Below are 13139 nucleotides of genomic sequence, written 5' to 3'. Positions count from 1 at the left end.
TTATAAGAAAAATGCACTTGGTTGGAACAATGCCTCAACGTCAGGCACGTATTTTTTGTCCACGAGGAACATGACAACGTGGTCATCCTGCTCAATCACGGTGCGATCGTGAGCAATCAGTACCTCTTCACCACGTACAATCGCCCCAATGGTAGTGCCTGGAGGTAATTTAATATCGCCAATCGCTTTGCCCACCACTTTCGATGTGGTCTCATCACCGTGTGCAATGGCTTCAATGGCTTCTGCCGCGCCACGACGAAGCGAAGATACGTTAACGATATCAGCACGACGAACGTGGGTAAGCAACGCCGAGATCGTTGCTTGTTGAGGTGAAATTGCGACATCAATAGTGCCACCTTGTACAAGGTCAACATACGCACCGCGTTGAATCAGTACCATTACCTTTTTGGCGCCCATTTTTTTCGCCAACATCGCAGACATGATATTGGTTTCATCTTCATTGGTTAGCGCGATGAATACATCCACTTGGTCGATGTTTTCTTCCGTTAATAACTCTTGATCTGCGGCATCACCACAGAACACGATGGTGTTCTCTAATTCTTCTGATAGCTTTTCAGCACGTTGGTAACTGCGCTCGATAAGCTTGACGCTGTACGTTTGCTCTAGACGTTTAGCAAGGCTTGCACCGATGTTACCGCCACCAACAATCATGATACGGCGATATGGTTTTTCGAGGCGTTGTAGCTCACTCATTACCGAACGAATATGGTTACTTGCGGCTACGAAGAAGACTTCGTCGTCGGCTTCAATAATGGTTGTGCCTTGAGGACGAATTGGGCGTCCTTGGCGGAAAATAGCCGCAACACGGGTGTCAATGTGTGGCATGTGTTCACGTAGTGTCGACAACGCATTACCAACGAGCGGACCGCCATAGTAGGCTTTTACCGCAACCAAGCTTACTCGTTCATCTGCGAAACTGACGACCTGCAGCGCGCCTGGGTATTGGATCAATCGCTCGATATAGCTGGTCACCAACTCTTCTGGCGCAATCAAGTGATCAACTGGAATTGCCCCTGAATTGAAGAGGCTTTCTTTCTCAATCAGGTACTCACGTGAACGAATTCGAGCAACACGGTTTGGTGTATTGAACAAAGAGAAGGCCACTTGGCACGCAGCCATGTTGGTTTCATCCATATTGGTCACGGCCACCAGCATGTCCGCATCTTGCGCGCCAGCTTCACGCAATACATCAGGGTGGCTAGCGTAGCCATTGACGACTCGCAAATCGTATTTATCTTGCAGCTCCCGTAAACGGTCACTGTTGCGATCGACGATGGTGATATCGTTGTTTTCACCCACAAGGTTTTCTGCGAGTGTGCCACCAACTTGACCTGCTCCAAGAATGATGATTTTCATAACATTTCGCTCTTTTGATCAATTCGACTTAACGAGTCACTAGCATAACTATCAGTAGGTTGGCATTCTACGCCTTTTTTAGCACAGCGTAATAGAAACCATCCATATCGTCTTCTCCAGGAAGAATCTGACGCCCTGGGTTATCGATGTCTGACCCAATTAGCGTTGCATTATTTGTGCGAGCAAGAAACGCTTTTACTTGCTGTTTATTTTCTTGTGGTGTGATTGAACAGGTCGCATACACTAAGGTTCCACCTACTTTTAGTTGTTGCCACATGGCATCGAAAATTTCACTCTGTAGCGCTGCCAGTGCCTCAATATCATCAGCGCGGCGTAGCCATTTGATATCCGGATGTCTACGAATCACTCCGGTTGCAGAACATGGTGCGTCCAATAGAATGCGGTCAAATTGTTCACCTTGCCACCATTCACTTGGTGTTCTCGCGTCGCCACAGACTACTTTAGCTTGTAGTTTTAGGCGTTTAAGGTTGTCATGAACGCGTTTTAATCGAGTTTCATCACAATCAATAGCCACTACTTGGCTATCTTTTGTTCGCTCTAGGATATGCGCGGTCTTGCCTCCAGGAGCTGCACAACAATCCAAAATCAATTCACCATCTTTAGGCTCTAAATAGTTGATAGAAAGCTGAGCAGCGGCATCTTGTACCGACACCCAACCTTTGTCAAAACCAGGAAGAGTATTCACATCGCAAGGAGCGGCCAATTTTAGAGCATCCAAAGCTTCGGGGTGAGCGGTGGAATCTATGCCTTCATTTTTAAGGAGTGCTTGGTAGTCGTCGCGATTGTGATGTTGGTGATTGACACGCAGCCACATTGGGGCTTTGGTGTTGTTCGCCTCGACGATCGCTTCCCATTGTTGTGGATAGCTCTCTTGTAGGAGTTTGAGTAACCAACCTGGGTGGCCGTATTTTCCGGCATTGTGGCTGACAGAAATTTCATCAAGCTGTTCTTGGTTGCGTTGGTAGTTTCGCAGCACGGCATTGATAAGGCCGCGTAGTTTTGGGCCTTTGAGCGTTTTGGTTGCCTCAACGGTTTCCCCTACGGCTGCGTGAGCTGGAATACGCATGTAACCAATCTGATAGATGCCGACCAAAATTAGGTGATGAAATACACGCTGTTTACCCTTTAAGGGTTTATCCATCAGCTCGGAGGCAACCGACTCCAAACGAGGTAATATGCGCAGTGCACCAAAGCAAATTTCTTGCAATAAGGCTTGGTCTCTAGGTTTTACTTGTTGCTGGCCCAATGGCAGGGCACTCGATAGAGATTGACCCTTATCAACCACTTGGAAAAGGATATTGGCCGCAGCAGCGCGAACATTCATGTTGGTTACCTAAATTTTATCGACATTAAAAACAAAATAAGGCCTGCACTTAACGTGCTGGCCCTAACTATCAATGAGCACCTGCGTTGTTAACTCAGAATGCTACCCACTTCAAACCAGCTGGCCTTAGAGTTTAATACATCACTCACTGGCATGGCTTTTTTACCTGGTATTTGAATGTGCTCTAATACTAAGGTGTCTTGGCCGGTAGCGACGTAAATTCCTGTTTTATCAGCCTTAAGAATAGTCCCAGCTGCGGACTCTGTCGCTTTGGCTTCCACACGTGATTGCCAAACTTTGATGTTGTTCTCTTCTACAGAGAAGAAGCTCATTGGCCATGGATTGAAAGCACGAACGCAGCGTTCAATGAATTCTGCTGGCTGATTCCAATCGATCTTCGCTTCGTCTTTACTTAGCTTGCTGGCGTAGTTCGCTTCATCGTCATTTTGTTTTTCTGGTAAAGCATTACCTGAGGCAATGTCAGCAAGACATTCAACTAGGGCCTGTGGGCCAAGCTCTGCCAGTTTATCGTACATCGTTGCACTGGTATCTGTAGCTTCAATCGGCAGCGTAGAGATTTTCAGCATATCACCCGTATCTAGGCCAATATCCATCTGCATAATCGTGACACCTGTTTGAGCATCTCCAGCCCAAATAGAGCGTTGAATAGGTGCGGCACCACGCCAGCGAGGCAGGATGGAACCATGCACATTGATGCAACCTAGCTTTGGCGTATCAAGAACCGCTTGTGGTAGCAATAGGCCATAAGCGACGACGACCATGATATCGGCATTAAGGTCTTTGAGCTCTTGCTTAGCTTCGTCAGATTTAAAATTCACAGGTTGGTAAACCGGAATATCATGCTCAAGAGCAATGTTTTTGACCGGACTTGCCGTTAGCTTTTTGCCTCGACCTGCAGGTCTGTCTGGCTGGGTGTAAACAGCGATAACCTCGTGCTCCGAAGACAATAACGCCGCCAAGTGACGGGCGGCGAAGTCTGGAGTACCGGCAAACACAATACGTAATGATTGGCTCACGGAAACCTCACTTAATATTATTGTTTAGCGTTGAAGCGCTTAATTTTCTCGAGTTTGTCTTTGATGCGTTTACGCTTTAGAGGAGACAGGTAATCAACAAATAACTTGCCCTCTAAGTGGTCAAGCTCATGCTGCACACAAATCGCCAATAGGTCATCTGCATCAAACGTAAACTCTTCACCATCGCGGTTCAGCGCTTTGACACTCACTTCAGCGGCGCGTGGTACCAGTGCGCGCGCACCAGGAACCGACAGGCAGCCTTCTTCAATACCATCTTCACCGCGCTTTTCGGTAATTTCAGGGTTGATCAGTACCATTGGTTGGTCGCGAGTATCTGAAATATCAATCACAACAATTCGCTGATGAAAGTCAACTTGCGTTGCTGCAAGGCCAATGCCTTCTTCGTCATACATGGTTTCAATCATGTCATCGACGACTTTTTGGATTTCCGGCGTTACGGCTTCAACGGGCTTAGCTACCGTTCTTAGGCGATCATCCGGGAAAGTTAATACTTGTAATACAGACATATACACTCAAAATGTTGAACTGTGCCGAATAGGCATGGACTTCGTTGGTTCAATTCTAGACATTTTCGCACCTAAATGACAGCATCCCTTGAAACAAAGCGAAGGATTGCGGTGTATGAAGCAGGTAACATGTCTGTTATTGACTCTTTTATCTCTTGCCCCTGTCACCTTTTGGGCTACTCAATCTTACGCTAACGTCAGTGATGTTCTCAAACCAGATGCTCCGCGACATTATGTTGTTAAGTCCGGCGATACACTCTGGGCGCTGTCAGGAAGGTATTTGTCCTCTCCTTGGCGTTGGCCTGAACTTTGGCAGCAGAATTCTCATATCACCAACCCTCACAAAATTTACCCAGGAGACACACTGTTATTGATCTGGGTGGCGGGACAACCGCAATTAATGAACAAAAGGGTAAAGCATCTTTCTCCTGTGATGACGGTTACGCGAAAACAACCATCGAATACGGTTAATCCTCGTTTTCTCTCTCATTATCGAGAACAAGAGAGATTGATATTAGAGAGTGAGCTGGTGATGTATCCCCAAATAATAGGATCCAGTCGAGGTTTGGATTACATCTCTCAGCAAGATGAAGTGTATATCGATTATCAAGGTAGTGAACAAACTTGGGTCATTTATCGAGTCGGCAACTCGTATCATCATGATGATGAGCGCTTTACTATGAGAGAGATTAAGCGTCTGGCTACCGCCCGTTTGACGAAACAGGTTGATGGTATCGCTATTTTACAGTTGAGCGATGTTGCGCATGAACTTAGGCGAGGAGATATTGCTATTCCCATCTCCGATCTTATTCACGATAAGACAACGAGGCTTTTTGAGCCAAAAACAGGCCCTAAAGTAAAGGACATTGGTATTATCGGTATGCTTAGCTCGCTGCATTTTGCGGTTCAAGGTCAAACGGTAGTATTGAATGCAGGCAGAGACGCTTCTGTTGTTCAAGGCAGCAGCTACATACTAACAAGGCCCAGTGAAACGTTTATTTATTCCGGTGGTCGACAAGGCCTGGGTGGCAGCGATGACGCACCTACAGCCAATTCTCGGTTTCCGTTGATAGAAATAGGACGTTTGTTGGTCATTCAAAGCTATCAAGGCTTTAGTGTTGCGCTTATTACCGAAGCGACAGAGCCCATCACCCAGCAAGTGATGGTTAATGCACCGAATATTGATGGAACGATGCATGAGTGAGGCTCATATTCTCGCTTGGTTGAGGCTTTCTCTATGTCCAGGAATCGGTGCGATTACATTCGAAAAGCTCCGAGCGATAGATAGTCCTATCAATATTGTCAATTACACAAAACAGGAACTGACAGCCATTGGCTTGAAGCCGAATCAAGTCGTATTTATCCATCAGCAATCAATAGCCCTAGCCGAACAAGCACTCGCGTGGGCGGAGGGGGAACACCGCTTTATCGTTACTAGCGGTGATTCGTTGTATCCACCACTTTTGAGTGAAACTAGGGGGGCGCCACCAGCGTTATTTATTGAAGGGCAGTTACCATTACTGACAAAGCCTCAAATTGCTATGGTGGGAAGTCGAAATGCGACTGTAGAAGGGTTAGATATTGCGCGCCGCTACGCTGGGATATTTGCCCAGCATGGCTACTGCGTGACCAGTGGCTTAGCATTGGGTATTGACGGTCACGCTCATCAAGGGGCGCTGGATGTACAAGGCTCTACTATTGCGGTATTGGGCTCTGGTTTATCGCAAGTCTACCCTGCACGTCACCAGTCATTGGCTTCTCGTATCGCAGAGCGTGGAGCGTTAGTCAGTGAACATTTACCGTCGGTAAAACCTAGGGCTGAGCACTTCCCGCGTCGTAACCGAATCGTAAGTGGATTATCTTTAGCGGTACTGGTGGTTGAAGCGACAGAGAAAAGTGGTTCGTTGATTACAGCCAAGTATGCCGCTGAACAAGGACGAGATGTTTTTGCTATTCCGGGCTCGATTCACCACCCTTTTCATACTGGCTGTCATTCCCTGATCAAATCAGGAGCGTGTTTGGTGCAGTCTCCTGATGATCTCCTGAGTGAAATAGAATCGCTCACCAACTGGTCTAAAAAAGTACAGCCGACACTTTTTGACCAATTTATTGATAAAGAAGAATTGCCATTTCCTGATCTGTTGGCTAACGTAGGAATAGAGGCAACACCAGTTGATATTTTAGCGCAAAAGACCCATATTCCTGTGCAAGAGGTCATGCAACAACTACTAGAGCTTGAGTTATTAGGGCATGTTGTTGCAGTTAACGGTGGTTATATTCTTAAGGGGAGAGGCTAGCTATGATGATGGACATACTGATGTACCTGTTCGAAACCTACGTGCATAGTGATGCAGATCTGCAGGTAGACCAAGACGAACTTGAGGATGAACTGCTGCGAGCAGGCTTTAAGCAAAAAGACATTTACAAAGCGCTGGAGTGGTTAGAAGACTTAGCCGAGTTGCAAAATGCGGATAACCAATCGGCGATTGCAACCAGTGCGGCCACGTCGACACGCATTTATACCGCGCAAGAAATGTCACGCATGGATGTAAAAAGTCGTGGTTTGCTGCTGTTTTTGGAACAAGTTGGCGTGTTGACTGCGGAAACTCGTGAGATGGTTATCGATCGTGTCATGGGGTTGGAAACCAACGATTTTGAATTGGACGACCTGAAATGGATTATTTTGATGGTTTTGTTCAATGTTCCTGGTAACGAAAACGCATACACTCTCATGGAAGAGTTGATCTACACCGCAGAGAGGGGTGTAGTCCACTAAACGAGGCCAATATTGGCAGTAAGTTAAGAGACACCCATGAGTGGTAAAATCAATCAGCAACTTTTCTCGGCTCATGAACATGCGTTGGATCATGAGCCGTGTCCACAATGTCATTCAGGCAAATTGTTACTTAAGAATGGTAAACATGGCCCGTTCTTAGGTTGCGACCAATACCCAAGCTGCGATTATATTAAACCTCTGCACCAGAATGATGGCCATATCATCAAAGAGCTTGGCGTTGCATGTCCAGAGTGCGGTTCAGAGTTGTTATTACGTCAAGGACGTTTTGGTATGTTTATTGGGTGCAGTCATTATCCTGACTGTCATTTTATTCAGTCGCCAAATAAACAAGATGAACCTGAACAAGAAGCAAAAGATTCTGTTCGCTGTCCAGAGTGTGGCAAGGGAACGCTCAAGGAGCGAAAATCGCGTTATGGAAAGGTGTTCTTTGCTTGCGATTGCTATCCTAAATGCAAGTTTGCCGTGAATCATGCGCCGGTTACTGGTGTGTGCCAATATTGTGGCTACTCGTTGCTGGTGGAGAAAAAACGCGCAGCAGGAACGGTATTGGAATGTGCCTCGAGACGTTGTCAGAAAATACAAGAATAAAAAACGGCTCCTAAATGGGAGCCGTTTTACTAAGTATTGAATCGACTAATGCTTACAAAGTTTTTGCTGCAGGTCTTAACGCAGGGTAGGCCGACTCATCCAGTAGGTCGGCAAGTTGAATAAGCGTTGCTTTGAGGTCGCGTTGATTTGCAGCCGAGACGTTGATATGGCCCATTTTGCGTCCAGCCCGCTTTTCTTTGCCGTACCAGTGAACATGACATCCAGCTAGAGCATAAACAGCATCAGGAACAGAGTCTTCGCCGAGAATATTTACCATAGAGGTTGCTCTAACGGCGTCGGTGGAACCAAGAGGCATATTACAAACTGCACGTAAGTGGTTTTCGAACTGACAGGTATCGGCACCTTGCTGAGTCCAGTGTCCTGAATTGTGTACTCGCGGTGCAATTTCGTTGACGAGAAGTTGGCCGTTCACATCGAAAAACTCCAACGCCAGCACACCGACATAGTCGAGAGACTCAGCCACAGCGGTAAACATCTGGGTAGCTTGTGCTTGTAGCTCAGGCTCATCAATAGCTGTAGACAGAGTAAGCACTCCGTCAGTGTGTACGTTTTCTGCCAGCGGATAAATGGCAATATCACCGTGTTGGTTGCGAGCACCCACAAGTGATACCTCACGTTGGAACGGCACAAACTCTTCCGCTACGATGGCTTGATTATTTGAATCAGCAATACATTGCGCCATCTCTGTCCATATTTGCTCTAGATTATCGAGTGTTTTAAGTCGCCACTGTCCTTTGCCGTCGTAGCCGCCCAGCGCACTCTTCAGGACCATAGGTAACCCGACGGAGGCGATAGCGGCATCAAGACCATTACGCTCGTTAATAACCGCATACTTTGCGTTTTTAACGCCAGCGTTATCAAGTAGCGCTTTTTCAATACGCCTATCGCCACCAGCTTTAATCGCGTCTGTCGATGGTAAAAACTTGCCACTTGCTTCGCAAACAGCTAGGACATCAAGAGGGATATGTTCAAATTCAGCGGTAATGACGTCAGCTTGTGATATTGCTTGCTCTAGACCTTGTCCAAGCACTTCCAGAGTCAGTGGGTGCACAATGTTTTCGCTATGAACATCAAAAGCAGAGATCTTGATATTAAGAGGTGCACCCGCTAGCGACATCATTCGCGCTAACTGACCTGCACCAAGTACTAAGACGTGTTTCATTATTAGTCCTCAGACGGATCTGGGTTAGCAAGGACGGTTTCGGTCTGTTGGCTGCGGAAGGCTTCAACTTTTTCCATCACAGCGTCATCATGAACACCAATGATTTGTGCCGCCAAGATGCCAGCATTTGCCGCACCAGCTTCACCAATGGCTAGAGTGCCAACGGCAATACCTTTTGGCATTTGTACGATAGACAGTAATGAGTCCATTCCTTTAAGTGCTCGGCTCTGTACAGGCACGCCAAGTACTGGAACGCTGGTAAACGCTGCCGCCATGCCCGGAAGGTGTGCCGCTCCGCCTGCACCAGCAATAATAACTTTGATACCACGCTCTTTTGCAGTCGTTGCATAGTCTGCTAATAGTTGAGGCGTGCGGTGCGCAGAAACAACCTTGGTTTCATAATCTACACCAAACTGATCAAGCATCTCTGCTGCTAGTTTCATGGTTGGCCAATCTGATTTTGAACCCATAATAATGCCGACTTTCATCCGAAGCTCCTTCAAGGCGTGTGCAAATGGACTAACTTGCGCGCATTATACGAGGATTTTTTTCTAAGGAAAACGTTTGCGTGGGTGGTTTTTGTGTTTTTTTCTGGATTCTCATGCCGCTTTTCCGCATAGTGCCGTTGAAATGTAAATTAATTGTTTAGCTTTTAATAAAAGGAAGTCTCGGTGGATAATTTTCAAAATACAGTAGCCGCACTGAAATCAGGTGAAGTGATTGCTTATCCGACTGAAGGAGTATTTGGTGTTGGTTGTGACCCTGATGATGTCAGTGCAATTAAAAAGCTATTGGCAGTTAAGCAGCGACCAGCAGAGAAAGGATTGATCCTAATTGCTGCCAACTATGAACAGCTTCGACCTTATGTGGATGAGAGTCAATTGACATCGTCTCAGCTCGAAAGTGTGAGAAAAACGTGGCCTGGTCCTTATACTTGGATTATGCCAGCGAGCGACCGAGTTTCCTCGTGGTTAAGTGGTGCATTCGATACGATTGCCGTTCGTGTCACGGATCACGAGCTAGTACAGAAACTTTGTCTTTCTTACGGCAAGCCAATTACCTCGACTAGTGCTAATTTGTCTGGAATGCCATCTTGCATGACAACTGGAGAAGTCAAAACGCAACTTGGTGATCGCCTGGCACAAATCCTTGATGGTGAAACAGGTGGTCGCAATAAACCTAGTGAAATTCGAGATGCAAGAACGTTAAAAGTATTGAGACAAGGCTGAGGATATTAGATGCAACAAGTGGATAAACACCAGGTCAAAGCTTTTCTACTGCAGCTTCAAGACGATATTTGCCAAAAGCTTGAGCACGAAGATGGTGGCGCAACATTTCAGCAGGATGAGTGGCAGCGTGAGCAGGGCGGCGGTGGACGCAGCCGAGTACTAAAAGATGGCCTCGTTTTTGAGCAAGGTGGCGTTAACTTTTCGCATGTTTTTGGCGACAAGATGCCAGCTTCTGCGACAGCTCATCGGCCAGAGTTAGCTGGTCGAAAGTTTGAGGCAATGGGGGTGTCTTTAGTTATTCATCCAAAGAACCCTTACATTCCAACTTCTCATGCCAATGTGCGTTTCTTTATCGCTGAAAAAGAAGGTGAAGCCCCTATCTGGTGGTTTGGAGGTGGCTTTGATCTTACGCCGTTTTATCCATTTGCAGAGGACTGTCAGCATTGGCATCAAGTGGCGAAGGATATTTGTGCGCCATTTGGTGAACAAGTCTATAACGAACACAAAAAATGGTGTGACGAATACTTCTTCCTGCCTCATCGAAACGAAACTCGTGGTGTGGGGGGATTATTTTTTGATGACCTTAACCAATGGGGCTTCGAACGCAGCTTTGCTTATATGAAAGCCGTTGGCTCGGGTTATACCGAGGCGTATTTGCCGATCGTACAGAAACGAAAGCAGACAGAATTCGGAGAGAGAGAGCGTCAGTTTCAACTTTATCGACGTGGTCGCTATGTCGAATTTAACTTGGTCTACGATCGAGGCACCTTATTTGGCTTGCAAAGTGGTGGGCGAACAGAGTCTATTTTAATGTCGATGCCACCACTCGCTCGTTGGGAATATAGCTATCAGCCTGAAGAGGGTTCACCAGAACACGAGCTTTACGCCCACTACCTTCAAGCGCGAGACTGGTAATGCGACAGGCATAACTTGGCGAATGTGTGCCGAAGTGATAGTGTCGAACTATTCACTTTGGCACGCAGCAGGCAAGGACATGAGTAAGCCCGATCAGTACGTCGTTTTTGGAAACCCCATCTCACAAAGCAAGTCTCCTTACATACACACACTTTTTGCACGTCAAACGTCACAAAATATTGAATACGGACGTTTGCAACCGGAAGAGGGCGAATTTACTCAAGCTGTGAGTCAGTTTTTTGCTGATGGTGGTCGAGGTTGCAATATTACTGCTCCTTTTAAAGAAGAGGCATTTCAGTTTGCCGGTCGATTAACTGAGCGCGCCAAACTAGCCGGAGCTGTCAATACACTGAAGAAATTGGACGATGGTGAAATCATTGGAGATAACACCGATGGAGAAGGGCTGGTTCAAGACCTGTTGCAGCATCAAGTACCATTAGAGGGCGCTTCTATTTTAATGATAGGAGCTGGCGGCGCTGCTCGGGGTGTACTTAAGCCGTTACTCGATCAAAAGCCGAGCTGTGTGACCATCACTAACCGAACTTTTGAAAAGGCTCAGCAACTGACAGAACTGTTTTCTCCTTTTGGCATGATACAAGCGGTTGGGATAAACGATATTGATTGCGCCTACGATGTAGTCATCAATTCGACATCTGCAAGCTTATATAAGCAAGTGCCTGATATTAGTGACGTGATCTTCGATAACAATACGGTGAGTTATGATATGGCTTATGGTCAAGGGCTTACCACATTTAATCAGTGGGCCAAAACATCCGGCGCTCGGAGTGTCTATGATGGATTAGGTATGCTTGTAGGACAGGCAGCAGAAAGCTTTGTACTCTGGCGTGGATTAAGACCTGGAACGAAACAAATTCTTAGAGAGTTACGAAAGAACCTTGAGGCTTAAGTCATGAATCAATCTATTTTATTCTCTGATCAAGTGACGTGGGACGACACAACTGAAATGGTAGAGTTTCATGCACATCAGTCAGGTATGCTTATTGTTTGTTTAGTGAGTTTAGAAAAGCTAGCGCAGCTAGCGTACCAAAAAGAGGTTGCTAAACACGAAGCTGTAGCAATTTTTGATTCGGTTCGCTTTGATATTGAGGAGATAGCAGAAGCTCTCATAGAAGATGAGAGCTTTGATGAACAAGGTAAGATTATCATTCGTTAACGAATGGAATGGACCTTATGCATATAATCGTTTTTATTCTGAACATAGTTATCCGCTGATTTTTGCAAAAAAGCACGTTCTTTATCTGTGAGAGGACGTGCTTGTTTTACTGGACTGCCTACATACAGATAACCACTTTCTAGTCGTTTGTTTGGCGGTACTAAGCTACCAGCTCCAATCATTACATCAGATTCAACAACAACACCATCGAGAATAATCGTCCCCATCCCCACTAAAACGCGATCTTCAATAATACAACCGTGAAGCATGACTTTATGGCCGACCGTGACATCATTTCCTATAACGAGTGGATAACCATCAGGGTTGTCGTTGTTCTTGTGAGTCACATGAAGAACACTATTGTCCTGAATATTAGTACGCTCACCAATAACGATATGATTCACATCCCCCCTTGCAGAAACCAAAGGCCAGATACTGGCATCCTTTCCTAAACGCACATCTCCAACAATGACGCTGGTCTTATCTATATAGACGGAGTCGTCAAAGCTAGGAGAGATACCTTTATAGCTACGTATTGAAGTCATAATGTGCCCTAAATTTTACATTTAGCCTTTAGTTTGGCGATAAATTTCGGTTATTTATAGTGTTTGAGAGCAAAATATAACCATCCGAACAAAAAAACGGAAAAAAATGTATTTTGACTATTGCCAAGAAGATTTCGATCTCTATAATGCCCCCTCGCTGACACGGGAACGCAGACGAAAGTTCGCATCCAGTCAGAAGGTCTCAAGCTTCAAAGAAGCTTAGCAAAATAAGTTGAAAAAAGTGGTTGACACGACAACTTATCTCGCTAAAATGGCCGTCCGTTTTGAGTGAAGCTCAAAACAAGCTCTTTAACAATATAAACCTATCAATCTGTGTGGGCACTCGTTGATGATAATCAAATTAGATATTTCTCTTAATAAAGAGCGGTATCAAATTAGGTTTCAATGAAACGAAGTGACCA

General features: G+C 45.9%; 15 protein-coding genes. 8 read left to right on the top strand and 7 right to left on the bottom strand.

Features of this window, described 5'->3' with window-relative positions; genetic code table 11:
• From trkA to def, 4 genes are all read right to left on the bottom strand, one after another.
• Positions 1-1377, bottom strand: coding sequence for a Trk system potassium transporter TrkA (gene trkA / locus VTH8203_RS12455; RefSeq protein ID WP_096993962.1), 1377 nt, complete (start codon positions 1375-1377; stop codon positions 1-3).
• A gap of 67 nt (positions 1378-1444) precedes the next feature.
• On the bottom strand, positions 1445-2722 hold the full coding sequence (rsmB, locus tag VTH8203_RS12450) for a 16S rRNA (cytosine(967)-C(5))-methyltransferase RsmB (protein WP_096993961.1): 1278 nt from the start codon (positions 2720-2722) through the stop codon (positions 1445-1447).
• A gap of 89 nt (positions 2723-2811) precedes the next feature.
• Positions 2812-3759 carry a methionyl-tRNA formyltransferase gene (gene fmt, locus VTH8203_RS12445; protein ID WP_096993960.1) on the bottom strand — a complete coding sequence of 316 codons (948 nt, stop codon included), beginning with the start codon at positions 3757-3759 and terminating at the stop codon, positions 2812-2814.
• 17 nt (positions 3760-3776) lie between these two features.
• Positions 3777-4286, bottom strand: a complete 510-nt coding sequence (gene def, locus VTH8203_RS12440) for a peptide deformylase (protein ID WP_006073002.1) — start codon at positions 4284-4286, stop codon at positions 3777-3779.
• Positions 4287-4401: 115 nt separating this feature from the next.
• On the opposite strand from def, the gene VTH8203_RS12435 reads away from it, so the two are divergent.
• Genes VTH8203_RS12435 through VTH8203_RS12420 form a run of 4 tightly spaced genes read left to right on the top strand, consistent with a single transcriptional unit; the run spans position 4402 to position 7671 of the window.
• Positions 4402-5490 (top strand): LysM peptidoglycan-binding domain-containing protein, encoded by a 1089-nt coding sequence (locus VTH8203_RS12435; protein ID WP_096993959.1) that lies wholly within the window; start codon positions 4402-4404, stop codon positions 5488-5490.
• Positions 5483-6583, top strand: coding sequence for a DNA-processing protein DprA (gene dprA, locus VTH8203_RS12430; protein WP_096993958.1), 1101 nt, complete (start codon positions 5483-5485; stop codon positions 6581-6583). The genes VTH8203_RS12435 and dprA overlap by 8 nt, the downstream gene beginning before the upstream one ends.
• A 2-nt stretch (positions 6584-6585) precedes the next feature.
• Positions 6586-7062, top strand: a complete 477-nt coding sequence (locus VTH8203_RS12425) for a DUF494 family protein (protein ID WP_096993957.1) — start codon at positions 6586-6588, stop codon at positions 7060-7062.
• 36 nt (positions 7063-7098) lie between these two features.
• On the top strand, positions 7099-7671 hold the full coding sequence (locus VTH8203_RS12420) for a DNA topoisomerase family protein (protein ID WP_096993956.1): 573 nt from the start codon (positions 7099-7101) through the stop codon (positions 7669-7671).
• A 52-nt stretch (positions 7672-7723) separates the two neighbouring features.
• Here VTH8203_RS12420 and VTH8203_RS12415 read toward each other — a convergent pair whose 3' ends face one another.
• Together VTH8203_RS12415 and purE are read right to left on the bottom strand one after the other, a co-directional pair.
• Positions 7724-8854: a 5-(carboxyamino)imidazole ribonucleotide synthase gene (locus VTH8203_RS12415; protein WP_096993955.1), complete on the bottom strand. Its 1131-nt coding sequence runs from the start codon at positions 8852-8854 to the stop codon at positions 7724-7726.
• Between the two features lie 2 nt (positions 8855-8856).
• Complete coding sequence (gene purE, locus VTH8203_RS12410) at positions 8857-9342, bottom strand: 5-(carboxyamino)imidazole ribonucleotide mutase (protein WP_063604588.1); 486 nt, start codon at positions 9340-9342, stop codon at positions 8857-8859.
• Positions 9343-9525: 183 nt separating this feature from the next.
• Between purE and tsaC the strand changes: the two genes are divergently transcribed.
• The 4 genes from tsaC (at position 9526) to VTH8203_RS12390 (ending at position 12172) form a co-directional block, all read left to right on the top strand.
• The gene (gene tsaC, locus VTH8203_RS12405) at positions 9526-10083 is read left to right on the top strand and encodes an L-threonylcarbamoyladenylate synthase type 1 TsaC (protein ID WP_096993954.1); all 558 of its coding nucleotides are present in this window, start codon (positions 9526-9528) and stop codon (positions 10081-10083) included.
• A 9-nt stretch (positions 10084-10092) separates the two neighbouring features.
• Positions 10093-10998 (top strand): oxygen-dependent coproporphyrinogen oxidase, encoded by a 906-nt coding sequence (gene hemF, locus VTH8203_RS12400; RefSeq protein ID WP_096993953.1) that lies wholly within the window; start codon positions 10093-10095, stop codon positions 10996-10998.
• Between the two features lie 79 nt (positions 10999-11077).
• Complete coding sequence (gene aroE / locus VTH8203_RS12395; protein WP_096994019.1) at positions 11078-11905, top strand: shikimate dehydrogenase; 828 nt, start codon at positions 11078-11080, stop codon at positions 11903-11905.
• 3 nt (positions 11906-11908) lie between these two features.
• Positions 11909-12172: a DUF1488 family protein gene (locus tag VTH8203_RS12390; protein ID WP_096993952.1), complete on the top strand. Its 264-nt coding sequence runs from the start codon at positions 11909-11911 to the stop codon at positions 12170-12172.
• Here the strand turns inward: VTH8203_RS12390 and VTH8203_RS12385 are convergent.
• Entirely contained in the window at positions 12169-12717 is a 549-nt protein-coding gene (locus tag VTH8203_RS12385) for a gamma carbonic anhydrase family protein (protein ID WP_096993951.1), read from the bottom strand. The genes VTH8203_RS12390 and VTH8203_RS12385 overlap by 4 nt on opposite strands.
• Positions 12718-13139 lie beyond the last annotated feature (422 nt).

Origin of the sequence: Vibrio thalassae, from assembly GCF_900089835.1 — a bacterium.
In the GTDB taxonomy this organism is placed as follows: Bacteria; Pseudomonadota; Gammaproteobacteria; order Enterobacterales; family Vibrionaceae; genus Vibrio; species Vibrio thalassae.
The sequence above is the reverse complement of the archived record's forward strand: the minus strand, read 5'-3'. Positions and strand labels throughout refer to the sequence as shown.